Below are 25,966 nucleotides of genomic sequence, written 5' to 3' on the forward strand. Positions count from 1 at the left end.
ATGTGGGGGTGGGGCCCCACATCCATGCCGGGGGCGCCGGGGGCAAAGCGGGTCGGGCCGATATGGTCGAGAAAACACCAGGGCCCGATGGTGCGCCGCTCCTTGACCGGGATGGCGCGAGCCACCGGGATGCCGCCCACATCGGTGAGGCGGGAGGCAATGCGTTGCCACTGTTGTGTCATGGGGTGCTCCTTGTCGAGGAAAGGGTTGGCGCGCGCGCAGGCCGCAGCGTCTGCCGGGAGTTGGACATGCCGTCTCGCCCGGTGCCGGTGAGTGATGCCGAGGTTACTATGCCCCAATCCGGCGCCGGATGGCAAAGACGGGGCACAGCGCCTGCCCTGAGGGCCCCGCCCGGCAATTGCAGCCGGGTACTGTATGAACGTACAATAGTCCCATCCCACTCTTGAGCCCGACCACCTGCATGACCGACATCCAGCCCCTCCCTCCCGTGACCCCGCCGCTCGACGGCTTCATCCTGACCCGCCATGGTCGGGATGTGCAGGGGCGTACCGAGATCGTGATGTGGCTCTGGAGCGCACAGGGACCGGTACGGGTGGTGGTGCCGGGGCAGGAGCCGGTCTTCTTCCTGCCGGAACGCCACCTGGAGGAGGCGGCAGAGCTCTTCAAGGGGGCCGGGGTGAGGGGGCGTTTTCGTCGCCTCCCCATGCACACCTTCGAGGGGAGCCGGGTGGTGGGCTGCTACTTTGCCACCCTGAGCGCCTTTCACCGCGCCATCGAGCTGCTGCTCATCCGCGGATTGGAGCACTTCGAGGCAGATATCCGCCTGCCCGAGCGCTTTCTCATGGAGCGCTTCATCACCGCCGGGATGCGCTTTGACGGCAAGGCGAGGCGAAAGGGGGGCAGGCAGGGTTACTGGGAGGTAAACGAGGCGCGTTGTGCGCCGCAGGCGGTGACGCCGACCCTCTCCTGGGTCTCCCTGGACGTGGAGTGCGCCATGGATGGCACCCTCTTCTCGGTGGGGCTCCATAGCGAAGAGGACGCGCGGGTCATCATGATTGGCTCCCCGGAGCCGGGCTCGCAGGACTGGGAGACCCCCGTCGAGTGGGTGGCGGACGAGCCCGCCCTGCTCGCTGCCCTGGAGGGCTGGTTCAGCCTGCACGATCCCGATCTCGTCATCGGCTGGAACGTGGTGAATTTCGACTTTCGCCTGCTGCTGCGCCGCGCCGAACTCCACAAGCGGCGGTTGCGGCTCGGGCGCGGGCGGGAGCTCTGCTTCTGGCGCTCGTCCCGAAACGACCCCCAGAGCGGCAACGTCATCATCCCGGGGCGCATGGTGCTGGACGGCATCGATACCCTCAAGAGCGCCACCTGGCAGTTCCCGAGCTACAGCCTGGATGCGGTGGCGAGCGAGCTGCTCGGGCGGGGCAAGGACATCGAGGACGTGGCCAACCGGGGGGAGAAGATCACCGAGCTGTTCCACTCCGACAAGGAGGCGCTGGCCCGCTACAACCTGGAAGATTGCAGGCTGGTGTGGGAGATCTTCGATTTCTGCCACCTCATCCCCTTCGCCATCGAGCGCGCCTCCCTCACCGGTCTTGAGCTCGACCGGGTGGGCGGGTCGGTGGCGGCGTTCACCAACCTCTATCTGCCACGGCTGCACCGCGGTGGCTACGTGGCGCCCAACCTGCCGGCAGACGGCGGGCTCGCAAGCCCCGGCGGCTATGTGATGGACTCCAAGCCGGGGCTCTATCGCCACGTGCTGGTGCTCGACTTCAAGAGCCTCTATCCCAGCATCATCCGCACCTTCTGCATCGACCCCATGGGGCTGGTGGAGGGGCTCAAACACCCGGATAACGCCATTCCAGGCTTTCGCGGCGCCCTGTTCTCCCGAACCCGCCACTTCCTGCCGGATCTCATCGCCACCCTGTGGGCGGCGCGGGATCGGGCCAAGGCCGCCAGTAACAAGGCCCTCTCCCAGGCCATCAAGATCATCATGAACTCCTTCTACGGGGTGCTGGGGTCGGGGGGTTGCCGCTTCTACGACCCGAGGCTCGCCTCCTCCATCACCTTGCGGGGCCACGGCATCATGCAGCAGACCCGGGAGTGGATAGAGGCAGAAGGGTTCGAGGTGATCTATGGGGATACCGATTCCACCTTCGTGCACCTGGGGAGCGATATCCGTCTCGAACAGGCGGACGAGATTGGCCAGCGACTGGCGAAGATGATCAATGACAACTGGGCCGCGCTGATCAGGCGGGAGTTCGACCTGCCGAGCCATCTGGAGATCCAGTACGAGACCCACTACCGCCGTTTCCTGATGCCCACCATTCGCGGGCTGGAGAAGGGGAGCAAGAAACGCTATGCGGGGCTGGTGGGTGAAGGGGAAGGGGAGCACCTGGTGTTCAAGGGGCTGGAGACGGTGCGCACCGACTGGACCCCCCTTGCCAAGGCATTCCAGACCCGGCTCTACGAAATGGTATTCCACGACCAGGACCCCAGCAGCTATGTGCGCACCATGGTGGACGAGACCCGGGCCGGCCGTCACGACGATCTGCTCATCTACCGCAAGCGGCTGCGCCAGAAACTCGAGGAGTATCAGAAGAACGTGCCGCCCCATGTGCGGGCGGCGCGCCTGGCGGACGAGGAGAATCTGCGCCGCGGCCTGCCCCAGCGCTATCAGCACAGGGGCACCATCGCCTACCTGATGACCCTGAACGGCCCCGAGCCTTTGGAGTACCGGCGCAGCGCCGTCGACTACGAGCACTACATCGACAAGCAGCTCAGGCCCATCGCCGACGCCATCCTTCCCTTTGTGGGGGAGTCGTTCGAGCGGATCTGCGGCCAGCAGCTCGATCTCTTCTGACAACGCGAGGTAAACGCGGCGGCCATGGCAGAACAATGGCGGCCCTCGTGCCAGAGGGGACAGGAGGCAGATGACGGGGGAGAGCGGGTGTCAGAGCCGACCAATGCAAAAAGCCCGCTATCAAGCGGGCTTTTCAAATCTGGTGCGTCCTAGTGGATTCGAACCACCGACCCCCACCATGTCAAGGTGATGCTCTAACCAGCTGAGCTAAGGACGCAGGGTGCGCAAGGCGACTTTGTGTGTCATTGCAGGGGAGTGGTGGGTTTAATTGGATTCGAACCAACGACCCCTACCATGTCAAGGTAGTGCTCTAACCAACTGAGCTATAAACCCACATCAAATTCATATCTGCAATTTATTCAAACTGTTATGGTGCGTCCTAGTGGATTCGAACCACCGACCCCCACCATGTCAAGGTGATGCTCTAACCAGCTGAGCTAAGGACGCATAACAGGGTTTCGTAATGGTGCGTCCTAGTGGATTCGAACCACCGACCCCCACCATGTCAAGGTGGTGCTCTAACCAGCTGAGCTAAGGACGCATCACGAAAAGTGGTGGGTTTAATTGGATTCGAACCAACGACCCCTACCATGTCAAGGTAGTGCTCTAACCAACTGAGCTATAAACCCACTTCATAAACCGGGTTGAAAACCCGTTTTATCCCGCCAGCACTGCTGGCGTGGTCGGCATACTACCCATGGCCCCCAAGGCTGTCAACAAGGGACATGCACAAAGGAGACTGTTTGCCCAGTTCTTGTGCAGCCTGTTGATTTTACAGGCGAGCCGCCCCAAAAGTGCGGCTCCCCGTGCCCCTGGCCGCGCCCTATTGCGCCCGGGAGAGGGCGGTGCAGGCCGCGGGGCTGGCGAAGCGGCCGTAGATGACGCGCAGCCGTGCGCCCAGCATGAGGGCGGCGGAGGTGAGACCGACGATGAAGCCTATCCAGAATCCCTGCGGGCCCATGCGCGGTACCACCCAGTCGGTCAGCCCCAGGATCATGCCGGTGGGCAGACCCAGCCCCCAATAGGCGACGATGGTGACGTAGAAGATGGCCTGGGTATCCTTGTAACCGCGCAGGGCCGCCGCGGCCACCACCTGTACAGAATCGGAGATCTGGTAGATGGCGGCGAAGAAGAGCAGGGTGGCGGCGAGGCCGATCACCTGCAGGTCGTCGGTGTAGATCCCCGCGATGGGGTCGCGCAGCAGCACGGTGAGGGCGGCGGTCGCGGCGGCGACTCCCATGCCCAGCATCAGGCCGGTGCGGGCGGCGACCCTGGCCTGATCCGGTTGACCTTCCCCTATGTTGTGACCGACCCGGATGGTCACGCCGACACCGATGGAGAGGGGCAGCATGAAGACCAGGCTGGAGAAGTTGAGCGCAATCTGGTGACTCGCCACCGTCTCCGCGCCGAAGGGGGCCAGCATCAGGGCCACCACGGTAAACAGGGTCACCTCGCAGAAGATGGCCATGGCGATGGGAAACCCCAGGCGGAACAGGCGCCAGATCCGGCTGCCGTTGGGGCGTGCCAGCTGGGAGAACAGGTTGATGCGCTTGAAATGGGCAGAGCACTTCACATAGACGATCATCGCCAGCAGCATGGCCCAGAGCACGATGGCAGTGGCCACGCCGCAGCCGACGCCGCCGAGTTTCGGCATACCGAAGTGGCCGTGAATGAAGATGTAGTTGGCGGGGATGTTGACCGCAAGCCCCACGAAACCGATCACCATGGTCGGCATGGTGTGGGAGAGCCCCTCACTGAAGTTGCGCAGCACCTGGAACATCACGAAGGCGGGCAGGCCCCACAGGATGGCGTGCAGGTAGCCGGCAGTCTTGGCCGCCATGACGGGATCCACGTCCATGAATTGCAGTGCCAGGGGGCTGAAGTAGAGTGCCACCATGGCGATGGGCGTGACGATGAGGGCGAGCCAGAAGCCCTGGTGCACGGCGGGGCGCACCTCGTCCTGCTTGCGAGCGCCGTTGAGCTGGGAAACGATGGGGGTGAGGGCCATGATGATGCCCTGCACCAGCAAGATGATCGGCAACCAGAAGCTGGACGCCACCGACACGGCGGCAAGATCCACGGCGCTCACCTGTCCCGCCATCACGGTATCGACGAAGTTCATGGCGATCTGGGCCACCTGGGCGACCAGAATGGGGCTGGCTAGACGAACGAGCTGCTTCGCCTCGGACCAATAACGTTGCACTGACACCTCCGAGTGGATCAGATAAAAGAGAAAGAGCGGGCAAGAGAGATGGGCTTTTGCCTCCTCGTCCTGAGGAGACAAAATGCGGGGGTGTCATTCTAGCCTGAAAAACCGCCAACGGGGAAGGTCGGCGGCAGATTTGTAGTCGGGATCAGGCGTCTTCGTGATCGCTGATCAGCAGGTTGGCCGCGGCATAGGCCGCCTGCTCGCGCAGATCCGCCGGTACCCGCTCGTCGGAGGCCACGGCGTTAAGCGCCCGTATGCTGGCGGCGATGGCCTGGGGCACATAACCCTGCTCGCCGGAGCCAATCTGGTTGTAGGCAATGCGAATGGCTTCACAGCATTGATATACCTGCATTTTTGTTTCCTCGTTCAGTCTGGATTGATTGGGGTCACTATAGCGATCGCGCCTCTCCTTGTCAGCCGGCACCCTTGTCTTGCAAGGTGGCCGGGGGTAACCTGCCGACAATTTTCACAGCCTGGAGAGACTCATGTTCACCGGCATCGTACAAGGGACCGCCGAACTGGTGGCCATCGATTCACTGCCCAATTTTCGCACCCACGTGATCCGCATGCCGAGCCCGGCCTGGGGCGAGGGGCTGGCCCTGGGGGCCTCGGTGGCCCACAACGGCTGCTGCCTGACCGTCACCCGAGTGGAGGGGGACCTGGTCAGCTTCGATCTGATGCAGGAGACTCTGCGCCTCACCAACCTTGGGCAACTGGTGGTGGGTGACAAGGTCAACGTGGAGCGGGCCGCCCGCTTTGGGGACGAGATTGGCGGCCATGCCATGTCCGGCCACATCATGGGGACGGCCGAGGTGACCTCGGTCATCGACACCCCCAACAACCGCCAAGTGTGGTATCGCCTCGATCCTGCGCTCATGAAGTACGTGCTGACCAAGGGCTACATCGGCATCGACGGCATCAGCCTCACCGTGGGCGAGGTGCGCGCCAGGGAGTTCTGCGTCAACTTGATCCCCGAAACCCTGGCCCGCACCAACCTGGGCTGGGTCAAGGCCGGCTGGCAGACCAACATCGAGATTGATCCCCAGACCCAGGCCATCGTCGACACGGTGGAGCGGGTGCTGGCGGCGCGCCAGTAACCACCTGAGCGCTGCCCCCAGGGTACGAAGAGGAGGGCGGCATCACGGGAAAGGCGCCCTCCTGTGGAAGAGGCGCCGCCCCAGAGCCTTGGAGACTTCCCTATGTTTGTCGTGACATTGACCTATGTGAAACCGCTGGCGGAGATCGATGCCCTGATCCCGGCCCACATTGCGTGGCTGGAGCGGCAGTATGCCGCAGGCCATTTTCTGGCATCCGGGCGTCGGGTACCCCGAGTCGGGGGCGTCATACTGGCGCAGGGCGTGAGCCGAGACGCCCTGGAGGCGATGCTGGCAGAGGATCCCTTCAAGCAGGCAGAGGTGGCCGATTATCAGGTGGTGGAGTTTGTTCCGACTATGACGTCGGCGAAGGCGGCGTGCTTGAGGGAGGCGTGATCCAGCCTGACGATGGCACCAGAACAAACGGGACCCACAGGGTCCCGTTTGTTTTTGTCTGTGTCTGGACAGGGGGATTCAGAACAGCTGCTCGTCGTCGGCATCCACGAAGAGTTGCAGGCAGTCGCGGGCTTCATCCCGGTGCAGCCGCAGGTGGATGGGGTGGCAGCAGGCCATGCAATCTTCGTAGAACTCCTGATCCCCCTGGCTGGCATCCAGCTCGACCCGGGTGTGGTGGCCGCAGTGGGGGCAGACGATACGCTTGCTGGTGTATTCGATCATGGTGACCTCCTCGGGCCCGTGGGCCGTCTCTGTGCTCCTGCTGATTCTAGTCGCCACAGGGCGGCGCAACCGCGAGCAAGCGCACGTTTATGAGCGGGCTCAAGGGAGGCAGGAGGTCAGTCCGTGTTGCCTACTTGACCCAGCCGGCCAGCATCTCTGCGTTCAGCTCGGCAAGAGAGCGCAGCTCGTGGTTGGCGATGACCAGACGGGGATCGCCGACCAGTGCCGGGTCCGGCACGATCAGCGCCGTCATGGAGGCTGCCTTGGCTGCCAGCAGGCCGGTGAAGCTGTCCTCGATGGCGAGACAGTGCACAGGCTCGACGCCGAGCTTCTCGGCGGCGTGGATATAGACATCCGGGTGGGGTTTGCCAAAGCGCTCCACCTCGGCGGAGTGGACCGCCATGAAACGGTCCTGGATGCCGAGTTTGCCGAGCACCGCCTCGACCATGGCAAACGGGGAGGAGGTGGCGAGCCCGATCTTGAGCCCTTGGGCCTCGATGAGGTCGAGGGCTTCCAGCACCCCGGCCTTGGGCTGCCCCTCTTGCAGGATGAGCGCGATCACCTGATCCAGGATGCGCTGTACCACCTCTTCCTGGCTGGGGCTGCTCCAGGGGCGGATCCGGTACCAGTGGGCCACCAGCTGATCGATGCGCACCCCTATGGTGGAGTTGCAGTCTTCCTCGGTGTGGAAGTGGCCCAGTTCGGCGAAGACGGCCATCTGTGCCCGTTGCCAGAAGGGTTCCGAGTCGATCAGAACACCATCCATATCGAAGATCACGGCAGTTAACATCTTGTACTCCTGACATAGGTGAAGGGGGGATTATAAGCCCGGTGCTTCAATGGGAAAGGGGCAGTCACCTGCCCCTTGCGCCGGATCACGCAGATAAACGTTTGTTTTTGCGTGGTAAAGCGGATTGCCTAGAACAGTACTTCTACCCGGGCTGCCACCGTTTTGGCCTGCTCCACGGCTTCCTGGCAATCCTGCCCACGGGCGAGCGCCACCCCGAGGCGACGACGACCGGCGATCTCCGGCTTGCCAAAGAGACGCAACTGGGCTCCGGGCACCAGGGCCAGTGCCTCACCAATCCCCTGATAGCGGATATCCTGGCTGTGGCCTTCCCGCAGCACCACGGCAGAGGCGCTCGGGCCGTACTGGGTGATGGTGCCGACGGGCAGCCCCAGGATGGCGCGCACGTGCAGGGCGAACTCGGAGAGATCCTGGGAGATCAGGGTCACCATGCCGGTGTCGTGGGGGCGGGGGGAGACTTCGCTGAACCACACCTCGTCGCCCCTGATGAAGAGCTCGACCCCGAACAGACCATAGCCGCCAAGGGCTTCGACCACCTTGGCCGCCACCTCCTTGGAGCGGGCCAGGGCCAGCTCGCTCATGGCCTGGGGCTGCCAGGACTCGCGGTAGTCGCCATCCTCCTGACGATGGCCGATAGGCTCGCAGAAGTGGATGCCATCGACGGCGCGCACCGTGAGCAGGGTGATCTCGTACTCGAAAGGAACGAAGCCTTCGACAATCACCTTGCCACGACCGGCACGGCCCCCCTCCTGGGCATAGGTCCAGCTTTCATCCAGCCTGGCGAGATCGCGCAGCAGGCTCTGCCCCTTGCCGGAGGAGCTCATCACCGGTTTGACCACGCAGGGGAGGCCGATGGCCTCGACGGCGGCCACAAACTCCTCCTTGCTCTGGGCAAAGCGGTAGGCAGAGGTGGGCAGCCCCAGGGTTTCGGCGGCGAGGCGACGGATCCCCTCCCGGTTCATGGTGAGCTGGGTGGCGCGGGCATTGGGCACCACCTTGACCCCTTCCTGCTCGAGGGCGGCCAGGGTGTCGGTGGCGATGGCTTCAATCTCGGGGATGATGAGGTCGGGCTTGACCTCGGCCACCAGGGCGCGCAGGGCGGCACCATCCAGCATGTCCAGCACGCGGGCCTGGTGGGCCACCTGCATGGCGGGGGCGTTGGCATAGCGGTCGGCGGCGATCACCTCGATACCGAGCCGCTGCAGCTCGATGGCGACCTCCTTGCCGAGTTCGCCTGATCCCAGCAGCAGGGCGCGGGTCGCAGTGGGGCGGGTGGCGGTTCCAAACATCTGATCTCTCCTGAGGTCGGTGGTCAGCAGGGCTGATCCGGGTGAGCAAAAAAAGAGGCACGCATGGCGTACCTCAGGAAGTGGGTGGGTGGGCGCGCTGCTCCAGATGGGTGAGCAGGGTGATGGCGCCGATGATGATGGCCGCCCCCAGCCACAAGCGACCGGGGGGCGCCCAGCCAAATACCAGCCAGCCGGCCAGCACGTTCATGGGCAGCTTGGCAAAATCAAAAGGTTGCACGAAGGAGGCCTCCGCCACGCTGTAGGCGCGGGCGATGGACATCTGGGCCAGTGCCGACAGTACGCCCGAGGCGGCCACCAGCAGCCACTGGGTTTCGCTCAGCCACTGCCATTCAGGGATCGCCAGCATGGCGTTGAACGGGGTGCTGAAGACGAGCAGGTAGACGACGATGGTGTGGGACGACTCGCTGGCTGCCTGATAGCGCACCAGCAAGGAGTAGCCTGCCCAGAAGAGGGCGGCCGCCACCGGCAGCAGGGAGGCCAGGGTGAAGTCGTCGGTCCAGGGTGCCAGGATCAGCATGGCGCCGACAAACCCCGCCAGGGTCGCGAAAATGCGGGCCCGGCTCACCTGCTCTTTGAGAAAGAGGGCTGATCCCAGGGTGGCAAACAGGGGGGAGGTCATCAAGAGCGCGATTCCCTGCCAGATGGGGACGGGGACCGCCAGGGCCCAGAGCCAAAACTGGATGCCGGTCACCGCAAGGGCGACCCGCAGCAGGTGCAGGCGCAGCTGGTTCGTCATCAGGGACTGGCGCAGACCGTGGCGCACCAGCCAGGGCAGCAGGCAGACCAGGGCTATCAGATATTGGTGAAAGGCGACCTGGGTCGAGGGGAGGCCGAGCTTGAAGCTGACATACTGGCTCAGGCTGTTGACGGCGGCGAAGCAGAGGCCTGCCACCATCATCCAGACGGCGCCGGCAAAGGGGGAGTGCCTGCGGGAGGAGGTCATGAGATCCGGATCACGTACAAAAAGTGCGGCGGATCATAACGGCAATCGTTTGTCATGCCAAGGGTGCGGAGTTTGATGAGCCCCTCTCTGCCGAGGAAATGCACAGACATCAAATTTTTTGAATGACTTGAGCATCTATTTTCGCTATCAGGCTTTAATGCCAGTCTTTATAGTGACCTCCATCGACAGCCTGGCTGTTCAATTGACAATCAAATGGAGTTTCACCATGGCCAATATCCTCGTTCTGAAGTCCAGCATCCTGGGCCAGTATTCCCAATCCAACGCCCTGATCGACGGCTACCTGGCCGAGCGCCAGGGTGACACCATCCAGGTACGCGATCTGGCGAGCCTGAACCTGCCGGTGCTGGACGGCGAACTGGCCATGGGCCTGCGTGGTGGCGAGAACCTGAACGAGCGTCAGCAAGCGGTGCTGGCCCAGTCCGACGAGCTGGTCGCCGAGCTCAAGGCGAGCGATCTGGTGATCATCGCGGCCCCCATGTACAACTTCAACATCCCGACCCAGCTGAAAAACTGGATCGATCTGGTGGCCCGTGCCGGCGTGACCTTCCGTTACACCGAGACCGGTCCGGTCGGCCTGGTGGAGAACACCCGCGCCCTGGTGGTCAGCCCCCGTGGCGGCATGCACGTGGGCAATGCCACCGACCTGGTGACCCCCTACATGCGTACCGTGCTGGGCTTCATCGGCATCAACGAAGTGGACTTCATCTATGCCGAAGGCATGGGCATGGGGCCGGAGGCGCAAGCCAAGGGGATCGAGCAGGCCAAGGAGCAGCTGGAAACCCTGGCTTACTGATGCGACTCGGGGTCTTGGCCCCCAGTATTCTGAAACAACAACGCAGCCCTCGGGCTGCGTTGTTGTTTTTGGGCAGGCATCACGCTCTGGCGTCGTTATTCGCGCAGGAAGTGGCGACAGCCGCTGCCGACCATCAGAAAGACCGCCACCAGGGAGGCCAGCAGCAGGGTGGTGAGCCACTGCTCGGCGCTGCTGGGGACCTGGGGGAGGAAGAGGCTGATCACCAGCAATGTGCAGAGGGTGATCAGGCTGGTTGGTCGAATGAGGCGCATCATGGGTCATCCTTGGCTGCGGGTGGTGAACGAGAGGCTAACCGCGGTCTGTGACAACAAGATGTATCCATACCTCTTGCGAAGATCAACTGACCGGGTAGCCACCACCTTAGCAGCTTTTGTCGACGGAGCCAGCGGCATGGGTCGGGTTGTGATCCGGATCCCTATCTGAACTGCTTCTGATCTTCCTGATAGTGAAAATCGCCACTGGCCAGCCTGGCAACCAGGGCCTCTTGATCGAGATCCTGCGCCCGGCAGAGATCATCGAGATCCTCGTAGTGATCACGCAGCTGCATGTTGACCAGGCTCAGCAGCATGTTGACATCCATGGTGGCAAAGTTGTTCAGCTTCATGAGGGTTGCTCGTTGTCCAGCAGGTGAAGTTGTTCGATGGCATCGCTGACGCTCTGCAGGTGCAGGCGAATGCTCTGGCGCGCCTCGGCCGGCAGATAGTCGGTGAGGGTGTGCTGCCAGCTTCCCGCCTCCGTCTTGAGCTGCTGGAACAGGGTGAGCCCCGCCGGGGTGAAGGAGACCAGGCTGATGCGCTTGTCCTGCACGCTGTTCTCGGTGAACAGGATGCCTTTCTCCACCAGACGATGGATCTCGCGGGAGATCCGTACCTTGTCCATGCCGCTAGCCTCCACCAGCTCCTTCTGGCTGATGGGGTAGTGGGGGCCGAGCACCATCATCAGGCGCCACTGGGGCACGGTGAGTTGGTACCGCTGCTGATAAAACTGTTCAAAGGTATCGCGCACCATCTCAGCGGCGTGAACCAGCTGATAAGGAGGGTAGTGCGCGAGCAGCTCAATGATCTTCGACATATGACATCCTGCTGTGGCGGCTGCATCGGGTGCAGTTTCTCTTGATACTTTGGCCTTGATGATACGTAACACAGGGGCATTTGTCTGACCAGTCACCAGAAAAATGTGCGTTTGCGCACGTGTTCTGTCATCGAATCGGCAATTGGGGTCTCAACTGGCCTGCTTGCCCGCACTCTTTCGCAGCCATATCAAGGCGTTGTGGGTCAGCCAGGCTTCGCGACTCTGCAAGGCGTAGAGCGCCGCCTCGTCACGGCTGCCTCCCTGCCAGCGGCGAGGCTCCTGCTTGGGCAAGCGGCGCTGGCCCAGCAAAGTGGCGGGCACATGGGGATTGACCCCCATTGCCGCCGCCAGATGAGGGCGCGCCGCCGCTTCCCCTTCGCAGACAAAGCTCATCAAGGCCTTGTTGTAGAGCAGCCAGCAGGAGGCTTCATCAAAGCGCACCAGCAGTTGTTGCAGGGCATCCCACTCCCCTTGCCAGGCATAGAGGGTGGAGAGGGGGTGGCGGCAAGCGGGCTCGTCGGCGCGGCAGAGGGCGAGCAGGGCCAGGTACTCATCCCGAGCCTGCCCAAGCTGCCCAAGTCGCAGCAGGCAATCGGCTCGACCGGCCCTGGCCGCGATCAGAGGGCGTGCCTCGGGGACCTGCCAGCCATGGCCCGCGTGGGTTTGCCAGAATGCCTCATCGAACAGGAGGTTGGCATCGGCAATGATGCGCTCGAACCAGCCAAGGCGAGCGAAGGGATCGCGGCTCTCTGCCGCCAGCTCGAACCACTGCTGCCACTGGCGAGTCTGCTCGTTGTCCAGGGACGGGCTCTCTTCAGGTTCGGCCTCGTAGTGATCCTGGCCGAGCAGGAGGTTGAGGGCCGTCTTCATCTGCTGGCGTTGACGCTTGCAAAAATCGAGGAAGGGGAGCTCGCTGGCCGCAGCCTGGTGCAGCATCATGGCCATGGGCTTGTCGCGAAACAGGCAGAGCTCGGCCACCAGGCTGAAGCGATGGCGGGTCGCCGGATCGTTCAGATCGGTCGGCGCCGGCCAGCAGGCCACCCCCTGACTGAAGCCATAGCTCCATTGGCCCAGAGGATGGCGCTTGTCAAACACCTGCTCCGGGTTGTCGGTAGAGAGGCGACATTGGCTCGGCAGGGCCAGCTGCGCGTCGTCGGCCTGGGCTTCCAGCTCGGCGATCAGGTGATGCAGCGCCTCGGCACTCTTCTCGTCCAGCGCTGCATCATGAGGCAGCAGGCCGGCCAGCGGATCTTGCCAGTCGGGGGCAACGGGCCCCGTTAGACGGGCGCACAGGAAGCCGTGCAGGGCGGGGTAACTCATCTCCTGCTGGCTGTGGGTCTGGATCCATTGATTGAGATGACGGGTACGAGTGGCTGGGTTCATCGGCGCTTCCTCTGGATTTGACGGCCGCGAAGTCTACCTAAAAGTGGGGTTATTTGCAGCAAAGGGGAAACTGAATGCTGCTAATATCGTCAATCTGGCCGCCCGGGAGCGGGAAAAGAGGTCAGACACAGGGGGGAGGGGCTAGGTCCTGCTGCCGCTCTGGGGTAACATGCGCGCCTGCATGACATAAATCGGCCCCGTCCTCTCTCATCCGACGGCGGCGATGCACCTCTATATGACGGGTCTTCCATGAGATGGGCCCATCCGGATATTGAAAGAAGAGATCACCATGTTACAGATTGGCAAGATGAACACCCTGACCGTCGTCGAGATCGAGGAGCGCGGCGCCTGGCTGGCGGCGGGGGAATACGGCGAGCTGCTGCTGCCCAGGCGCCAGTTGCCGGAAGGCGTCGCCGAGGAGAGCGAGGTGTCCGTCTTCCTCTATCTGGATGCGGATTGCGAGCCGGTGATCACCACCGACAAGCCCTTCGCCATGGTGGGGGACATCGTCGGTCTCAAGGTGGTCAACGCCAACAAGATTGGTGCCTTCCTCGACTGGGGCATGAAAAAGGATCTCTTCGTACCAAGCCGCGAGCAGAACAAGCCGATGCAGGTGGGCCATGTCTATCTGGTGCACCTGATGCTGGACAACGAAGGGCGCATGGTCGGCACCAGCCGTCTGGAGCGCTTCCTGCGCATCGACCCTCCTTTCAAGAGCGGTGACGAGGTGACGGTGCTGCCGGGGGAGCACACCCCCCTTGGCATCAAGGCCGTGGTCAATGGCCAGTACGCCGGCATGCTGTTCAAGAACGAGGTGTTCGGCCGCGTGATGACGGGCCGACCGCTGACCGCCTGGGTCAAGCAGGTGCGCGAAGATGGCAAGCTGGACCTGACCCTGCAAAAGCCGGGGCTGGCCCGGATGGATGACGCCGGCGCACGCATTCTGCTGCGCCTGCAAAAGCAGGGGGGCAGCCTTGCGGTGGGAGACAAGAGCGATCCTGACGTCATCTACAAGATGTTCAGCATGAGCAAGGGCACCTTCAAGAAAGCGATCGGCGGCCTTTACAAGCAGGGCAAGATCGTCATCGAGGAGCACAGTATCCGCCTCGTGGGCTCCGACACGCCGGCAGGGGACGAATAAGGTGCCGAGTCCCTGCATCGGTGACTGCCGGGCCAAGGAGGGGCTCTGCCTCGGTTGTGGCCGCACCCTGACCGAGATAGGCCAGTGGTCCACCATGGACAGCGAGGCCCAGCTGGCCCGCATGGCCGAGCTCGATGGCTCTAAGAGCACCCATGCCTGCCCGGGCTGCGGCGAGCCGGCGTTCTGCGCCGTGTCGGCGGGGGAACCCATCGAGCGCTGCTGGTGCAACCAGCTTCCCGCGTTGCCCATGAGCGATGCCAGCGCCTGCTGGTGTCGCCGCTGTCTGGCCAAGGCCATCGCGGCACGCCCCTGACTCGGGCAGCGCAAAAAACGAAAAAGGCGCCTGGGGCGCCTTTTCTTATGCCTGTTGCTGGCGGTGCCAGCGGATATGCACGTCGTGCTCGCTCTGATCCCGGGGGAGCAGGAAGGTGGCGTAGATCACCTCGAATTCGTCCTGATGATCCAGCAAGCCGACCCAGACCTCGGCCCAACGTGCCATGTCCACCGGCTCGCCGAGCTCGGTCGACCAGTCGGCATTGGGCAGGGTTGCCTCCACCGCGCCACGTTGCTCGAACTCGAGGGTGATGTCGACGATTTGTTCGGGGGCCAGCATGTCGGCGGCCTGCTCCAGAAACTGATCATAGGCCCACTCGACCAGCTGATCCGGGCTACGTTGTTCCATGAAATCACTCCAGATACGTCCAGGTTCGCCACTTTAACAAGTATTGGGATGGGCAGCCAGCCCGGGGGCGGTGACGCCGTGCTGTCAAATGGCGGGATCAGGGGATAAGGTTAACAGAGCCGCCAGCAGGGGCGGCGTGACGGGGCGGCCTGGCAAGATGAAGCGACGACAGTACAGAAGGCAGATCAAGCGGCGGCGCGAAACCTGGTGGTGGCACTATCTGCCCCTTCATCGGGAAACCGTTGGCGGCCATCTGGGACCCGCCTCTGATCCGCAGGATGGCGCTACTCTGTGCCGTGGACCCGGTTCAGGGTGACTTGCCCGAGTTGACCCATCTGACGACGGATCCAGGCCGAGCGCTGTTGCACATAGGGTGAGGGGGGCTTGACCCGATAACGCCAGGGATTGGGCAGGGCGGCGGCGAGCAGGGAGGCCTCGTAGCGGGTGAGGCGTATCGCCGGTTTGCCGAAGTAGTGCCTGGCGGCCGCCTCGGCGCCATAGATGCCGGGTCCGAACTCCACGATGTTGAGATACACCTCGAGAATGCGGGACTTGTCCCAGCCCAGCTCCATCAACAGGGTGAACCAGGCCTCTATCCCCTTGCGCAGGAAGCTGCGATCGCTCCACATGAAGAGGTTCTTGGCGGTCTGCTGGCTGAGGGTGCTGGCACCGCGCACCCGCCCGCTTTGCTGGTTGTGCCTGAGGGCCGAGCTGATGGCATCCATATCAAAACCGTGATGTTCGGCAAAGCGCTGATCCTCGGCGGCGATCACCGCCAGTTGCAGCTCCCGGGAAATCTGCTCAAGCGGCACCCAGTCGTGCTTCACCTCGGCCACCTTGGCAGGGGGAAACAGGGCGCGTTCGAGGCGCCAGGTCCACATGGGGGGGTCGATGAAGCGCAGCAGCGCGACCGAGACGATGGTGCTCGCAAAGGCGGCCAGCAGCAGCTTGCCGAGCCAGCCCAGCAGTCGCCGTCTGCGTGAAGGCCTCACGGGCGCGGGCCCGCCGTCCCAGTCATAGTGGCCAGGATCATCGGGATCCGGAATTATTGGGGCAGCCATTCGATGTGGCAGAACTTCTCGTCGACGCGGCGGGAGAGCAGCATGCGGGCAAACAGGTGCTCGTACTCTTCTTGTTCGTTGCCAAGGCCGACCCAGATCTCGGCATAGTCGGCGTCGCTCACCTCAAATCCCACGTCGGCCGCCCAGTCGTCGGCGGGATCGGTCTCCGCCAGCAGGCCGCGGTCGTTGAACTCCTGATTGAAGCGGACGATCTCCTGCTCGGGCAGGTTGTCGGAGGCCAGCTCCATGAAGAGTTCGAGGGCGGTGTCGAGCAGTTCCTCGACGCTGTGCATTTCGTCATTCAAAGACATAAAAGCCGTGTTCCAGATAAGGGGAGAGGGAAAGTCCGTCGGCAGCGCCTCGGGGTGCGCGGTATTCTAGCTGGCCCTGATGCCCTTGGCGAGATGCCGGGACGCCAGGCATTAAAAAACCGGATCCTGGGAAAGGATCCGGTCTTCATTGGGGGAAGGGGTCGCGCATGGTGCGTCAGCTCATCCCTTCTTCTGGTCGTCGGCGAAGGTGATGTTGAGCTCCAGCACCGACAACTCGTCACTCTTCTGATCAAGCTGGACGGTGATCTTGTCCGGGTCGATCTGCACGTATTTGCGGATCACGTCGAGGATGTCCTGCTTGAGCTGGGGCAGGTAATCCGGCCCCCCTCTGGATGAACGCTCGTGAGCCACGATGATCTGCAACCGCTCTTTGGCCAGTTGTGCGGTGTTCTGTTTCTTGTTGGAACGAAAATAATCCAATAATGACATGCTTAACTCCCGAACAGTCGGCTAAAGAAGCCCTTCTTCTCTTCTTCCAGAAAACGGAAATCCTTGGTGTCACCCAGCAGACGGGCGACGGCGTCCTCGTAGGCCTGACCGGCATCGGACTCCTTGTCCAGAATGACCGGCTCGCCGGAGTTGGAGGCGCGCAGCACCGCCTGGGACTCCGGGATTACTCCGAGCAGTTTGATGGCCAGGATCTCCTGCACGTCCTGCACGCTCAGCATGTCGCCGCGGTTGACGCGGGTCGGGCAGTAGCGGGTCAGCAGCAGGTGCTCCTTGATGGGATCCTCACCGCGCTCGGCACGGCGGGACTTGGAGGCCAGGATACCGAGGATGCGATCCGAGTCACGCACGGAAGAGACTTCCGGGTTGGTGGTGACGATGGCCTCGTCGGCGAAATAGAGCGCCATCAGGGCGCCGGATTCGATACCGGCGGGGGAGTCGCAGACGATGTAGTCAAACTGCATCTCCGCCAGCTGATCCAGGATCTTCTCCACCCCTTCACGGGTCAGGGCATCCTTGTCCCGGGTCTGGGAGGCGGGCAGGATGAACAGGTTTTCGCAACGCTTGTCCTTGATGAGGGCCTGGTTGAGGTTGGCTTCCCCGTTGATGACGTTGACGAAGTCATAGACCACGCGCCGCTCGCAACCCATGATGAGGTCCAGGTTTCTCAGACCAATGTCAAAATCGATGACCACGGTCTTGTGGCCACGCTGGGCCAGACCGGTGCTCAGTGCCGCGCTGGTTGTCGTCTTGCCAACGCCACCCTTGCCCGATGTAACGACTATGATTCGCGCCATTCTCGCTTCCTTGTAACTCTATTTGATTCGGTCTATACGAAGTTGTTCATTGTCGAGCCGGATATGGACCGGCTCTTGTATCACGCCTGCAGGCAATGCATCGCTGAGCTGGAAGGTGCCCGCGATGGAGAGCAGCTCGGCCTGCAATTGCTGGCAATAAATGCGGGCCTTGGGATTGCCCTTGGCGCCTGCGATGGCTCGGCCACGCAGGGCACCATAAACATGGATGCTGTCATCGGCGATGACTTCGGCGCCAGGGCTCACCGAGCCCAGCACCACCAGCGAGGTGCCGGCTGCATAGATCTGCTGACCGGAGCGCACCGGGCCCACGTGGACCTTGCTTGCCTCCACGGGCGCTGGCACCGGAGGAACCGGTGCGGCCTCCACTGGCTTGGGCTCAGGCACTGGCGGCGTCGGCTCAGGTTCTGCCTTGCGGCTCTTGCCTGACACCATGACGGCGAGGCCTGCCGCCTTGGCGGCCGTCTTCATCGCCTCGTCCCGCGCCCCCGTGATCCCGACCAGCACGAAGTCTTCCGACTCGACCAGCTCCCTGAGTTGTTCGAAATCGGGGATCGCCTCGAGGCGTTCCACATTGAGGACGAGGGGGGCACAATTAAAAAACTGGGGGGCCTGCGCGACCTTGGCCTCCAGCAGTTGTCGGATCCGGGCCGGATTGCCATCGCTGAGATGCAACACAGAAATAGTGAAGGTGGTCCCTTTCAATTCGTTATCGCGTTCAACCATGAATCTTCCCCGAACCGAGACGGTAATACGTTATTGTTATTCAATTCCTGATGTTATAGTTTGCCACCACCAGAGGCAATAAACCCGTCGGATTATATCAATTTCCATGTTGTGTGCAGTCTATAAAAGTCGCAAAAAAGCCGAGACCTATCTCTTTATTGAACGAAGAGAGGACTTTTCCCGCGTTCCCGAGGTGCTGATGAGTACCTTCGGGCGTCCCGAACTGGTCCTGATGACCAAACTGGACCCGGCCAAGCCCCTGGGGCTGGCCTCCACGGAGCGGGTGATGGCCGCCCTGAAGAGCCAGGGCTTTTATCTGCAGGTGCCACCGCCACCGGAAAACCTGCTGGAGCAGCACAAGGCGCAATTAAAGGGCGCACGATGAGGGCGGGGCGGCTGGCACTGCTGTTGTCAGGCGCCCTGTCGGGATCGCCGGTGCAGGCCGGCCCCGATTTTGACCAGTACGTGGCAAGCCTCAAAGAGCAGGCGCTGGCGGCGGGCATGTTGCCCGAGACGGTGAGTGCGGCCTTTGCGGATGTCCACCTTGTCGATGCCGTCATCAGGCACGACAAAAATCAGCCGGAATTCAAACTGACCCTGGACACATATATTCCCCAGGCGGTGCCGGAATGGAAAGTCAAGCAAGCCCAAACCTTATATCGCCAGCATTTGCCGCTGCTCACAAAAATAGGCCGGGAATATGGGGTTCAGCCCCGCTTTATTGTTGCCTTGTGGGGAATTGAAACCAATTTCGGCAAAATAACCGGCCATTATCCCCTTATCTCTTCTCTCTCGACCCTGGCCTGGGACGGTCGCCGTGAAGCCTTCTTCAAAGGCGAGTTGTTCGATGCCCTGCGCATTCTGGAGCAGGGACATGTGAACCCCGCCAACTTCAAGGGATCCTGGGCGGGGGCCATGGGACAGGTGCAGTTCATGCCCTCGTCATTCCTGCGATACGCGGTGGATCAGGACGGGGATGGCAAGAAGGATCTCTGGGGCAATCTGGCGGATGTATTTGGATCGGCTGCCAATTATCTGAGCCAGAACGGCTGGCGCGAAGACCAGACCTGGGGACGGCGGGTGAGGGTGCCAGAACGCCTGGACCCCGCCTTGCTGGGGCTTGATACCCGCAAGTCCCTGGCGACCTGGCAGGCCCTCGGGGTTCGCCAGCAGGACGGCTCACCTCTGCCTGCGGTCGACATGCAGGCCTCCCTCATCCGCCCCGACGATATTCACGGGCGAAGCTACCTTGCCTATGACAATTACCGGGTACTGCGTCACTGGAATCGCTCCCCCTATTTCGTGGTGGCCGTCGGCACCCTGGCCGATCGCATCGTGAAATAGCTCTCCCCCGTTATCCTGTCACGGCGAACGGGTGGAGGTGATATGCCCGTCTCTTTTTATCCCTTGTCGGCCTCCCTTTATCCACGAACGCTGCCCTTTAAATCGCGACCAAAAAAAAGCGGGAATATATCCCGCTTTTTTCATGTCATCGCGACTCGGCGTTAGTCGCAGGCAACCTGCATCACCTTGATGGCCAGGCCACCGCGGGAGGTCTCGCGGTACTTGGAGTCCATGTCCTTGCCGGTGATGTACATGGTCTCGATCACCTTGTCCAGCGATACACGCGGCTTGGAGGTGCGACGCAGGGCCATGCGGGAGGCGTTGACTGCCTTCATGGCGGCGATGGCATTGCGCTCGATGCAGGGTACCTGTACCTGGCCGGCCACCGGGTCGCAGGTCAGACCCAGGTTGTGCTCCATGCCGATCTCGGCGGCTTCACAGACGTGCTCCGGGCTGCCGCCCATGAGTTCGGTCAGGCCGGCGGCGGCCATGGAGCAGGAGACACCCACCTCACCCTGGCAACCCACTTCAGCGCCGGAGATGGAGGCGTTCATCTTGTAGAGCATGCCGACGGCGGCGGCGGCCAGGTAGAAACGGGTGTACTCGTCGCGGCCTACCGGCTGGATGAACTTGTCGTAGTAGGCCAGCACGGCCGGGATGATGCCGGCGGCGCCGTTGGTCGGCGCGGTGACGACGCGGCCACCGGCGGCGTTCTCTTCACTCACCGCCAGGGCGAACATGTTGACCCAGTCCACGATGTTCATGGGATCGTTGGAGAGGTTCTCGTTGGTGGTCAGCTGGCGGTAGAGCGGGGCGGCGCGGCGCGGTACGCGCAGCGGGCCGGAGAGGACGCCCTCGGTGCGGCAGCCGCGCTCGATCCCTTCCCGCATAGTGGTCCAGATCTTGCCGAGCTTCTTGTAGATCTCTTCCGGGGTGTTGAAGCACTTCTCGTTTTCCATCATCAGGGCGGAGATGGAGAGACCGCTCTGGCTGCAGTGGGCGATGAGCTCGGCGGCACTCTTGAAGGGATAGCTGACGGACATGTCGCCGCTGTCACCCTTGCCAAAGTTCTCTTCGTCGACGATGAAGCCACCGCCGATGGAGTAGTAGGTCTTGCTGTAGACGGCGTCATCTTCGATGAAGGCAGTCAGCCTCATGCCGTTTTCGTGCAGGGGCAGGGCCTCGTCATGGAAGATCATGGCGCCCTTGGGGAAGCTGACGGTGTGGCAGTGCAGGCCGATGGGCAGACGACCGGTCTGCTCCACGCGGGAGATGAATTCGGGGATGGCGTCGATGTCGACGTTCTCCGGCAGGTTGCCCGCCAGACCCATGATGATGGCGGTATCCGTGTGGTGGCCTTTGCCGGTCCAGGAGAGTGAGCCATAGACATCGACCTGGATCCGGGTGATGTCACGGATCTTGCCGCCAGCACGCAGTTCATCCACGAACTGTTTGGCTGCCTTCATGGGGCCGACAGTGTGGGAAGAGGAGGGGCCAACACCGATTTTGAAGATATCAAAAACGCTGATCATGTAACAATTACCTCAGGGTAGAAGGGGGCGCCATGCCCACTCGCAGAAAAGGGATCCATGGGACGGGTCTGTCGTCACAAAGGCCAGGGAACCGGATAACCACAGTGTAACGGTTCAATGCCTAAAAAAAGTTGAAACAGATCTATTTTTGTTGAATTCGTGGCGCGAGTATAAAATTTATTTTGATGGTTATCCATTTTGTTAAGCGCCAGACAAACGTTTTGCAAAAAAATACCCGGCGATGCCGGGTATTCGAGAGCCATATGCAGCTTTATCACAGCGGCTTAACACTCGGTGATGTTGACGGCAAGGCCGCCCCGTGCGGTCTCCTTGTACTTGGTCTTCATGTCGTTGCCGGTTTCCCACATGGTTCTGATCACCTTGTCCAGTGACACCTTGTGCTCGCCGGTGCCGCGCAGGGCGAGGCGGGCGGCATTGATCGCCTTGACCGCGCCCATGGCGTTGCGCTCGATGCAGGGCACCTGCACCAGGCCACCGACGGGATCGCAGGTCAGCCCGAGATTGTGCTCCATGCCGATCTCGGCGGCGTTCTCGACGATGGCGGGGCTGGCGCCCAGCAGCTCGGCCAGGGCACCAGCGGCCATGGAGCAGGCCACGCCGACCTCGCCCTGACAGCCCACCTCGGCCCCCGAGAGGGAGGCATTCTTCTTGTAGAGGATGCCGATGGCGGCGGCGGTGAGGAAGTACTGCATCAGCAGCTCGTCATCCACCTTGCGCACGAAGCGATCGTAATAGTGCAACACCGCGGGGATGATGCCGGCGGCGCCGTTGGTCGGCGCCGTCACCACCCGGCCTCCGGCGGCGTTCTCCTCGTTGACGGCCAGCGCAAAGAGATCCACCCACTCCATCACCATCAGCGGATCCTTGTTGAAATTGGTCTCGCCACAGAGCTGGCGATAGAGGGCGGGAGCCCGACGCTTGACCTTGAGGCCGCCTGGCAGCACCCCCTCGCTCTTGCAGCCACGCTCCACACACCCCTGCATCGCCTGCCAGATCTTGCGAAGCCCGGCCTTGATCTCCGCTTCCGAGCGAAACACCTTCTCGTTGGCCAGCATCAGCCCCGAGATGGAGAGGCCGCTCTCCTGGCACTGGGCCAGCAGTTCGGCGCCGCTCTCGAAGGGATAGGGGATGGGGTGGGCGGCATCGAAGCGGGCCGCCTCTTCCCGGGCGTTGGCGAAGTGACTCTCCTCGATGATGAAACCGCCCCCGATGGAGTAGTAGGTCTGCTCGAACACAAGGGTGTCACCCTCATAGGCGCGCAATGTCATGCCGTTGGAGTGGGCGGGAAGGGTCTTGCGCCGGTTGAAGAGGATGGCGCCGATGCGGGGAAATTCGCTGGGTTGCTCACCGCCAAGGCAGAGGGTCTGGGTCTGCTCTACCTGGGCGAGGAAGGCGGGAATGGCCTCGATGTCCACGGATTCGGGTTCAAATCCGGCCAATCCCAGGATGATGGCCTTGCCGGTGCCGTGCCCCTTGCCGGTCTGGCCCAGTGAGCCGTAGCACTCGACGACGACGCGTCCGGTACGGGAGAGGAGTGCGTTCGCTTTGAGGGTCTGGATGAAGGCGCAGGCGGCCCGCATCGGTCCCACGGTATGGGAGGAGGAGGGGCCTATCCCGATGGAAAACATGTCGAAGACACTGATCATGACGTACTCCAATTATGGATTTCGTCTAAACATTGTAAATTTTTTGTAGTCGTTGAAAAGGGGGGAGATAGCGGGGTGTGATGGCGGTAGGGAAATGGGCGCGGGAGAGACGCGCCATGGGGGAGCCGCTCGGCATCCCATGGCGCCCGTGATACATCAGTCGAGGAACTCGCACAGATAGGCGGAGGCGATCTTCACTTCCAGCTTGAAGGAGGAGTGACCGGCCACGTCGAAGGATTCCCCCTGCTGGTAGGTGTGCCACTCATCTTCGTCGGCCAGCTGGATGGTGAGGGCGCCCTTGATCACCGTCATGCGCTCCGGGGCGGCGGTATTGAACAGGTACTCGCCCGCTTCCATCACACCAACGGTAGCTTTCTCGCCTTTTTGCTCGAAACCGATGGATTTAACATTTCCATCAAAATACTCGTTAACTTTCAGCATCTTTTCTTCCCTGTATGCACGTTTGCAGAGCCAACGTAGCACACTGTTTTGGATGTTGTCATGGTAAAAGGAGCAAAAACAGCCGTGTCTCTTTTGAGGCTTCACTTTCTCATAAAGTTATCAATGCATTTCGTTAACGGATTCTGATGTAAAACGGGGCGCAAATATGAGATAAAGCGCACCGCCAGAGCAATGGAGAGGATTTGACGCTCTGGGTGGTCATTTACGCTGTAAAAGTGTGAGTAATTGCTAAATAAAGGAACATTCTGTGTTAACAAAAGGATTAATCAAAAACATCGGCTTCCAGGTAGTGGTGGCCATGGTGCTGGGCGCGCTGGTCGGGGCGCTCATGGGAGAGCAAGCCACGGTGTTTGCGCCGCTCGGCACCCTGTTTATCCAGCTGATCAAGATGCTGGTGATCCCGCTGGTAGCGGTGGCCATCCTGTCCGGGGCCGCCAACCTGGGGGCCAGCCCCGCTGCTGGCAAGATTGGCGTCACCACGCTCGCCTTCTTCCTCGTCACCTCCGCACTGGCGGTGTTCCTGGCGTTGGTGATGGGTCAGGTGTTCAAACCCGGTGTGGGTGTTGACTTTGGCGCCACCGCGGCCATGTTCTCCGGCGACTACGCCGACAAGGGGGCACTGCCCGATGCAGTGGCCACCCTGCTCGGCATGATCCCGACCAACGTGTTCAGCGCCTTGAACGAGGCCAACATCCTGCAGATCCTGGTGTTCTGCATGTTCCTCGGCATCGCCCTGGCCAAGCAGCCCCGCGAGCGCGCCAAGCCGCTGGTGGACGGGCTCAACACCTTGGTGGACGCCTTCGTCTGGATGATCAACAAGGTGATGTTTCGGATCCCATACAAAGGGTCTTTAATGAGTCCCATTTAGTAAACCTTTATTATCTTTGGCCGTTTTTTACCTACGAAATGTAGTTTGATAAATAGACGTTTACCTTCGGATAACGGTTTTCCAGTAGAGAAATAGCTTTCGTCAGTAAAATGAAGAGTCATGCTGTCATAAGCTTCTATCTTTCTACCTGCCGACAAGTCTTGTGACATAGATATCGTGTCTGCTTTCTTAAAGGGCCAAATGCCTTGATGCCACTCTAAAACCCAATGCTCAATTGTGATCGGCCTGTTATTCAGATTTCTTATGTAGATTTCATTCCCTTCAGTTATTGAGCTGGTCAGATTGTAAGACGTCTCAACCCTAAAGTGATTTTGACGAACCTCCCAGATTTTTAAGCAAGCCAAACCCGTTGATATAAGTGCTCCCCATACAGCAAGAATGGCGGTAAGTAAGTCCATTTAAGTTCCTTTACAAGGTTGTCTATTGGCCATGCTAACATCAATTTTTCATATTCATCAATGAGTTAGTTTGTAGTAGAAAATAACAAGCATTGTGATGCTGATCGCCCCCATCGGCGTCTTCGGCCTGATGGCCGACGCCATCGGCACCTACGGCTTCGACGTGCTGACCCTGGTGCTCAAGCTGTTCGTCGTCTATGTCGCCGCCATCCTCATCTTCGGCTTCGTGGTCTATCCGCTGCTGATCGCGTTCTTCTCCAACACGCCGGTACGCAAGTACTTCTCCGCGATGAAGAAACCGCAGATCGTGGCCTTCTCCACCGCCTCTTCCATGGCGACCCTGCCGGTCAACATGGAGACCTGCGAGCGCGATCTGAAGGTGACCAACGCCACCGCTTCCTTCGTGCTGCCGCTGGGCGCCACCATCAACATGAGCGGCAACGCCATCTATTACGGCCTGGTCGCCATCTTCTTCGCCCAGGTCTACAACATCGATCTTTCCATGGGGGCCTGGGCGGCGATCATCGTCACCTCCACTCTGGGTGCCATCGGTCAGGCCGGTGTACCGGGCCCGAGCTTCCTGGTGGTTGCCGTGCTGCTGGCGGCCGGGATCCCCATCGAGGGTCTGCCGCTGCTGTTCGCGCTGGATCGTCTGTTCGACATGATCCGCACCGCGCTGAACATCACCGGCGATGCGGCCTGCGCCATCATCGTCGATCGCTACAGCCCGGATTACGATCCGAACCGCTGGAGCAAGGAGGCCTGATATCGGGTCGTCCACCGTGCATGACAAGAGGGAGGCTTCAAGCCTCCCTCTTTCATTTGTGTCTATTTGCTGGCGGTGATCCCCGCTTGCCTCGCCCGTCTGCGTGCCTCAGGGGGAGAGGTGTGCCAGGGCCTGGCGGCAGCGCTGCTCGGCCGCCTCCAGCTCCAGCAGGACCATCTGGATATCTTCCAGCTGCTGCTGCAGGGTCTCCCGCTTGTCGGCCACCAGCCCCAGCATGGTCTGCAACTGGGAGCGGCTGCTCTTGTCCGCATCGTAGAGATCGAACAGCTCCCGGATCTCTGCGAGGCTGAAGCCCAGACGCTTGCCACGCAGGGTCAGCTTGAGCCGCACCCTGTCCTGACGGCTGTAGATCCTGTGCTGTCCCTGGCGGGTCGGGTTGAGCAGGCCCTGATCCTCGTAGAAGCGGATGCTGCGGGTGGTCACATCAAACTCGCGAGCCAGCTCGCTGATGCTGAAGGTGCGGGTGTCGTCCCTGGATTTGGTCATGGGGCTGTCTTGGCTGCCATCTGGTTGTCAATGCAGGCTGGC

The 25,966-nt window shown here is 61.6% G+C and carries 30 protein-coding genes, 5 tRNA genes and 2 pseudogenes; 10 read left to right on the forward strand and 27 right to left on the reverse strand.

All coding sequences use genetic code 11. The features are described 5' to 3' along the window. Nucleotides 1–182 (reverse strand): annotated as a pseudogene (locus BN1120_RS01070) (pirin family protein); the annotation flags it as partial. 239 nt (nt 183–421) lie between these two features. Between BN1120_RS01070 and BN1120_RS01075 the strand changes: the two are divergent. Beyond that, the gene (locus tag BN1120_RS01075; protein WP_042014367.1) at nt 422–2,824 is read left to right on the forward strand and encodes a DNA polymerase II; all 2,403 of its coding nucleotides are present in this window, start codon (nt 422–424) and stop codon (nt 2,822–2,824) included. 140 nt (nt 2,825–2,964) lie between these two features. On the opposite strand, the gene BN1120_RS01080 is transcribed toward BN1120_RS01075, so the two are convergent. The 7 genes from BN1120_RS01080 to BN1120_RS01110 all read right to left on the reverse strand — a co-directional run bounded on the left by BN1120_RS01080 (nt 2,965) and on the right by BN1120_RS01110 (nt 5,385). After that, a tRNA-Val gene (locus tag BN1120_RS01080) sits at nt 2,965–3,041 on the reverse strand. 39 nt (nt 3,042–3,080) lie between these two features. Next, nucleotides 3,081–3,157: transfer RNA gene (locus tag BN1120_RS01085), tRNA-Val, on the reverse strand. A gap of 37 nt (nt 3,158–3,194) precedes the next feature. Next, nucleotides 3,195–3,271: transfer RNA gene (locus BN1120_RS01090), tRNA-Val, on the reverse strand. A 17-nt stretch (nt 3,272–3,288) separates the two neighbouring features. Then, nucleotides 3,289–3,365: transfer RNA gene (locus BN1120_RS01095), tRNA-Val, on the reverse strand. A gap of 11 nt (nt 3,366–3,376) precedes the next feature. Next, nucleotides 3,377–3,453, reverse strand: a tRNA-Val gene (locus tag BN1120_RS01100). 194 nt (nt 3,454–3,647) lie between these two features. Next, on the reverse strand, nt 3,648–5,027 hold the full coding sequence (locus tag BN1120_RS01105; protein ID WP_042014397.1) for an MATE family efflux transporter: 1,380 nt from the start codon (nt 5,025–5,027) through the stop codon (nt 3,648–3,650). Between the two features lie 151 nt (nt 5,028–5,178). Continuing rightward, the gene (locus BN1120_RS01110; protein ID WP_010674629.1) at nt 5,179–5,385 is read right to left on the reverse strand and encodes a YaeP family protein; all 207 of its coding nucleotides are present in this window, start codon (nt 5,383–5,385) and stop codon (nt 5,179–5,181) included. 133 nt (nt 5,386–5,518) lie between these two features. Here BN1120_RS01110 and BN1120_RS01115 point away from each other — a divergent pair, with 133 nt between their 5' ends. Both BN1120_RS01115 and BN1120_RS01120 read left to right on the forward strand, forming a co-directional pair. Beyond that, nucleotides 5,519–6,130 carry a riboflavin synthase gene (locus BN1120_RS01115; RefSeq protein WP_010674630.1) on the forward strand — a complete coding sequence of 204 codons (612 nt, stop codon included), beginning with the start codon at nt 5,519–5,521 and terminating at the stop codon, nt 6,128–6,130. A 102-nt stretch (nt 6,131–6,232) separates the two neighbouring features. After that, nucleotides 6,233–6,523 carry a YciI family protein gene (locus BN1120_RS01120; RefSeq protein ID WP_042014399.1) on the forward strand — a complete coding sequence of 97 codons (291 nt, stop codon included), beginning with the start codon at nt 6,233–6,235 and terminating at the stop codon, nt 6,521–6,523. A 78-nt stretch (nt 6,524–6,601) separates the two neighbouring features. On the opposite strand, the gene BN1120_RS01125 is transcribed toward BN1120_RS01120, so the two are convergent. The 4 genes from BN1120_RS01125 to BN1120_RS01140 all read right to left on the reverse strand — a co-directional run bounded on the left by BN1120_RS01125 (nt 6,602) and on the right by BN1120_RS01140 (nt 9,866). Beyond that, nucleotides 6,602–6,805 carry a CPXCG motif-containing cysteine-rich protein gene (locus BN1120_RS01125; RefSeq protein ID WP_042014369.1) on the reverse strand — a complete coding sequence of 68 codons (204 nt, stop codon included), beginning with the start codon at nt 6,803–6,805 and terminating at the stop codon, nt 6,602–6,604. A 130-nt stretch (nt 6,806–6,935) separates the two neighbouring features. Next, nucleotides 6,936–7,595: a hexitol phosphatase HxpB gene (gene hxpB / locus BN1120_RS01130; protein ID WP_042014370.1), complete on the reverse strand. Its 660-nt coding sequence runs from the start codon at nt 7,593–7,595 to the stop codon at nt 6,936–6,938. Nucleotides 7,596–7,723: 128 nt separating this feature from the next. Then, the gene (gene purT / locus BN1120_RS01135) at nt 7,724–8,902 is read right to left on the reverse strand and encodes a formate-dependent phosphoribosylglycinamide formyltransferase (RefSeq protein WP_041211381.1); all 1,179 of its coding nucleotides are present in this window, start codon (nt 8,900–8,902) and stop codon (nt 7,724–7,726) included. Between the two features lie 73 nt (nt 8,903–8,975). After that, nucleotides 8,976–9,866 carry a DMT family transporter gene (locus tag BN1120_RS01140; protein WP_042014372.1) on the reverse strand — a complete coding sequence of 297 codons (891 nt, stop codon included), beginning with the start codon at nt 9,864–9,866 and terminating at the stop codon, nt 8,976–8,978. Between the two features lie 226 nt (nt 9,867–10,092). Between BN1120_RS01140 and BN1120_RS01145 the strand changes: the two genes are divergently transcribed. Then, nucleotides 10,093–10,680, forward strand: a complete 588-nt coding sequence (locus BN1120_RS01145) for an FMN-dependent NADH-azoreductase (protein WP_042014373.1) — start codon at nt 10,093–10,095, stop codon at nt 10,678–10,680. A gap of 95 nt (nt 10,681–10,775) precedes the next feature. Here the strand turns inward: BN1120_RS01145 and BN1120_RS01150 are convergent, their stop codons facing one another. The 4 genes from BN1120_RS01150 to BN1120_RS01165 form a co-directional block, all read right to left on the reverse strand. After that, the gene (locus BN1120_RS01150; protein ID WP_041215220.1) at nt 10,776–10,955 is read right to left on the reverse strand and encodes a hypothetical protein; all 180 of its coding nucleotides are present in this window, start codon (nt 10,953–10,955) and stop codon (nt 10,776–10,778) included. 161 nt (nt 10,956–11,116) lie between these two features. Further along, complete coding sequence (locus BN1120_RS01155; RefSeq protein ID WP_010674638.1) at nt 11,117–11,305, reverse strand: DUF4250 domain-containing protein; 189 nt, start codon at nt 11,303–11,305, stop codon at nt 11,117–11,119. Continuing rightward, complete coding sequence (locus tag BN1120_RS01160; RefSeq protein WP_010674639.1) at nt 11,302–11,772, reverse strand: MarR family winged helix-turn-helix transcriptional regulator; 471 nt, start codon at nt 11,770–11,772, stop codon at nt 11,302–11,304. The genes BN1120_RS01155 and BN1120_RS01160 overlap by 4 nt, the downstream gene beginning before the upstream one ends. Nucleotides 11,773–11,922: 150 nt before the next feature. Then, a complete protein-coding gene (locus BN1120_RS01165) occupies nt 11,923–13,155 on the reverse strand; it encodes a UPF0149 family protein (protein WP_042014375.1) in 1,233 nt (410 codons plus the stop codon). 271 nt (nt 13,156–13,426) lie between these two features. Between BN1120_RS01165 and BN1120_RS01170 the strand changes: the two genes are divergently transcribed. After that, complete coding sequence (locus tag BN1120_RS01170; RefSeq protein ID WP_042014378.1) at nt 13,427–14,296, forward strand: CvfB family protein; 870 nt, start codon at nt 13,427–13,429, stop codon at nt 14,294–14,296. Between the two features lies 1 nt (nt 14,297). After that, a complete protein-coding gene (locus BN1120_RS01175) occupies nt 14,298–14,609 on the forward strand; it encodes a DUF1289 domain-containing protein (RefSeq protein ID WP_039039099.1) in 312 nt (103 codons plus the stop codon). Nucleotides 14,610–14,654: 45 nt separating this feature from the next. On the opposite strand, the gene BN1120_RS01180 is transcribed toward BN1120_RS01175, so the two are convergent. The 6 genes from BN1120_RS01180 to minC form a co-directional block, all read right to left on the reverse strand. Continuing rightward, a complete protein-coding gene (locus BN1120_RS01180) occupies nt 14,655–14,978 on the reverse strand; it encodes an HI1450 family dsDNA-mimic protein (RefSeq protein WP_010674643.1) in 324 nt (107 codons plus the stop codon). Nucleotides 14,979–15,262: 284 nt separating this feature from the next. After that, a complete protein-coding gene (gene mtgA / locus BN1120_RS01185) occupies nt 15,263–15,970 on the reverse strand; it encodes a monofunctional biosynthetic peptidoglycan transglycosylase (protein ID WP_080767838.1) in 708 nt (235 codons plus the stop codon). 53 nt (nt 15,971–16,023) lie between these two features. Beyond that, a complete protein-coding gene (locus BN1120_RS01190) occupies nt 16,024–16,350 on the reverse strand; it encodes an HI1450 family dsDNA-mimic protein (protein ID WP_029314491.1) in 327 nt (108 codons plus the stop codon). Nucleotides 16,351–16,530: 180 nt separating this feature from the next. Then, nucleotides 16,531–16,800 (reverse strand): cell division topological specificity factor MinE, encoded by a 270-nt coding sequence (gene minE, locus BN1120_RS01195; RefSeq protein ID WP_010674646.1) that lies wholly within the window; start codon nt 16,798–16,800, stop codon nt 16,531–16,533. Between the two features lie 2 nt (nt 16,801–16,802). Continuing rightward, nucleotides 16,803–17,615, reverse strand: coding sequence for a septum site-determining protein MinD (minD, locus tag BN1120_RS01200; protein WP_010674647.1), 813 nt, complete (start codon nt 17,613–17,615; stop codon nt 16,803–16,805). Nucleotides 17,616–17,633: 18 nt separating this feature from the next. Beyond that, a complete protein-coding gene (minC, locus tag BN1120_RS01205; RefSeq protein ID WP_039039101.1) occupies nt 17,634–18,359 on the reverse strand; it encodes a septum site-determining protein MinC in 726 nt (241 codons plus the stop codon). 106 nt (nt 18,360–18,465) lie between these two features. On the opposite strand from minC, the gene BN1120_RS01210 reads away from it, so the two are divergent. After that, a complete protein-coding gene (locus tag BN1120_RS01210; RefSeq protein ID WP_029314494.1) occupies nt 18,466–18,744 on the forward strand; it encodes a YcgL domain-containing protein in 279 nt (92 codons plus the stop codon). Then, nucleotides 18,741–19,703 carry a lytic murein transglycosylase gene (locus BN1120_RS01215; protein ID WP_042014380.1) on the forward strand — a complete coding sequence of 321 codons (963 nt, stop codon included), beginning with the start codon at nt 18,741–18,743 and terminating at the stop codon, nt 19,701–19,703. Before BN1120_RS01210 ends, BN1120_RS01215 begins: the two co-directional genes overlap by 4 nt. 161 nt (nt 19,704–19,864) lie before the next feature. Here the strand turns inward: BN1120_RS01215 and BN1120_RS01220 are convergent, their stop codons facing one another. The 3 genes from BN1120_RS01220 to ppnP all read right to left on the reverse strand — a co-directional run bounded on the left by BN1120_RS01220 (nt 19,865) and on the right by ppnP (nt 23,343). Further along, nucleotides 19,865–21,235, reverse strand: a complete 1,371-nt coding sequence (locus tag BN1120_RS01220) for an L-serine ammonia-lyase (RefSeq protein ID WP_039039104.1) — start codon at nt 21,233–21,235, stop codon at nt 19,865–19,867. 284 nt (nt 21,236–21,519) lie between these two features. Next, entirely contained in the window at nt 21,520–22,902 is a 1,383-nt protein-coding gene (locus BN1120_RS01225) for an L-serine ammonia-lyase (protein ID WP_010674652.1), read from the reverse strand. Between the two features lie 156 nt (nt 22,903–23,058). Further along, complete coding sequence (gene ppnP, locus BN1120_RS01230; RefSeq protein ID WP_010674653.1) at nt 23,059–23,343, reverse strand: pyrimidine/purine nucleoside phosphorylase; 285 nt, start codon at nt 23,341–23,343, stop codon at nt 23,059–23,061. Nucleotides 23,344–23,611: 268 nt separating this feature from the next. Between ppnP and BN1120_RS01235 the strand changes: the two are divergent. Further along, nucleotides 23,612–24,202: pseudogene (locus tag BN1120_RS01235) on the forward strand (dicarboxylate/amino acid:cation symporter); the annotation flags it as partial. Between the two features lie 26 nt (nt 24,203–24,228). On the opposite strand, the gene BN1120_RS01240 reads toward BN1120_RS01235, so the two are convergent. Next, entirely contained in the window at nt 24,229–24,651 is a 423-nt protein-coding gene (locus BN1120_RS01240) for a hypothetical protein (protein WP_042014381.1), read from the reverse strand. An 82-nt stretch (nt 24,652–24,733) separates the two neighbouring features. Between BN1120_RS01240 and BN1120_RS01245 the strand changes: the two genes are divergently transcribed. Further along, a complete protein-coding gene (locus BN1120_RS01245; protein ID WP_308444222.1) occupies nt 24,734–25,417 on the forward strand; it encodes a dicarboxylate/amino acid:cation symporter in 684 nt (227 codons plus the stop codon). Nucleotides 25,418–25,525: 108 nt separating this feature from the next. On the opposite strand, the gene BN1120_RS01250 is transcribed toward BN1120_RS01245, so the two are convergent. Next, entirely contained in the window at nt 25,526–25,924 is a 399-nt protein-coding gene (locus BN1120_RS01250; protein WP_010674655.1) for a MerR family transcriptional regulator, read from the reverse strand. Nucleotides 25,925–25,966: the final 42 nt, after the last annotated feature.

The sequence above is a fragment of the Aeromonas caviae genome, from assembly GCF_000819785.1.
Classification (GTDB): domain Bacteria; phylum Pseudomonadota; class Gammaproteobacteria; order Enterobacterales; family Aeromonadaceae; genus Aeromonas; species Aeromonas caviae.

Coding starts and splice junctions, on each gene's coding strand:
- BN1120_RS01220 (WP_039039104.1), bottom strand. CDS start 21,235: ATGATCAGCGTTTTTGATATCTTCAAAATCGGTGTTGGCCCCTCCTCT.
- BN1120_RS01190 (WP_029314491.1), bottom strand. CDS start 16,350: ATGTCTTTGAATGACGAAATGCACAGCGTCGAGGAACTGCTCGACACC.
- BN1120_RS01075 (WP_042014367.1), top strand. CDS start 422: ATGACCGACATCCAGCCCCTCCCTCCCGTGACCCCGCCGCTCGACGGC.
- BN1120_RS01225 (WP_010674652.1), bottom strand. CDS start 22,902: ATGATCAGTGTCTTCGACATGTTTTCCATCGGGATAGGCCCCTCCTCC.
- BN1120_RS01140 (WP_042014372.1), bottom strand. CDS start 9,866: ATGACCTCCTCCCGCAGGCACTCCCCCTTTGCCGGCGCCGTCTGGATG.
- BN1120_RS01240 (WP_042014381.1), bottom strand. CDS start 24,651: ATGGACTTACTTACCGCCATTCTTGCTGTATGGGGAGCACTTATATCA.
- BN1120_RS01215 (WP_042014380.1), top strand. CDS start 18,741: ATGAGGGCGGGGCGGCTGGCACTGCTGTTGTCAGGCGCCCTGTCGGGA.
- BN1120_RS01165 (WP_042014375.1), bottom strand. CDS start 13,155: ATGAACCCAGCCACTCGTACCCGTCATCTCAATCAATGGATCCAGACC.
- minE (WP_010674646.1), bottom strand. CDS start 16,800: ATGTCATTATTGGATTATTTTCGTTCCAACAAGAAACAGAACACCGCA.
- BN1120_RS01120 (WP_042014399.1), top strand. CDS start 6,233: ATGTTTGTCGTGACATTGACCTATGTGAAACCGCTGGCGGAGATCGAT.
- hxpB (WP_042014370.1), bottom strand. CDS start 7,595: ATGTTAACTGCCGTGATCTTCGATATGGATGGTGTTCTGATCGACTCG.
- BN1120_RS01125 (WP_042014369.1), bottom strand. CDS start 6,805: ATGATCGAATACACCAGCAAGCGTATCGTCTGCCCCCACTGCGGCCAC.
- BN1120_RS01210 (WP_029314494.1), top strand. CDS start 18,466: ATGTTGTGTGCAGTCTATAAAAGTCGCAAAAAAGCCGAGACCTATCTC.
- BN1120_RS01160 (WP_010674639.1), bottom strand. CDS start 11,772: ATGTCGAAGATCATTGAGCTGCTCGCGCACTACCCTCCTTATCAGCTG.
- BN1120_RS01110 (WP_010674629.1), bottom strand. CDS start 5,385: ATGCAGGTATATCAATGCTGTGAAGCCATTCGCATTGCCTACAACCAG.
- purT (WP_041211381.1), bottom strand. CDS start 8,902: ATGTTTGGAACCGCCACCCGCCCCACTGCGACCCGCGCCCTGCTGCTG.
- ppnP (WP_010674653.1), bottom strand. CDS start 23,343: ATGCTGAAAGTTAACGAGTATTTTGATGGAAATGTTAAATCCATCGGT.
- BN1120_RS01250 (WP_010674655.1), bottom strand. CDS start 25,924: ATGACCAAATCCAGGGACGACACCCGCACCTTCAGCATCAGCGAGCTG.
- BN1120_RS01150 (WP_041215220.1), bottom strand. CDS start 10,955: ATGATGCGCCTCATTCGACCAACCAGCCTGATCACCCTCTGCACATTG.
- BN1120_RS01155 (WP_010674638.1), bottom strand. CDS start 11,305: ATGAAGCTGAACAACTTTGCCACCATGGATGTCAACATGCTGCTGAGC.
- minD (WP_010674647.1), bottom strand. CDS start 17,615: ATGGCGCGAATCATAGTCGTTACATCGGGCAAGGGTGGCGTTGGCAAG.
- BN1120_RS01115 (WP_010674630.1), top strand. CDS start 5,519: ATGTTCACCGGCATCGTACAAGGGACCGCCGAACTGGTGGCCATCGAT.
- BN1120_RS01145 (WP_042014373.1), top strand. CDS start 10,093: ATGGCCAATATCCTCGTTCTGAAGTCCAGCATCCTGGGCCAGTATTCC.
- BN1120_RS01180 (WP_010674643.1), bottom strand. CDS start 14,978: ATGGAACAACGTAGCCCGGATCAGCTGGTCGAGTGGGCCTATGATCAG.
- minC (WP_039039101.1), bottom strand. CDS start 18,359: ATGGTTGAACGCGATAACGAATTGAAAGGGACCACCTTCACTATTTCT.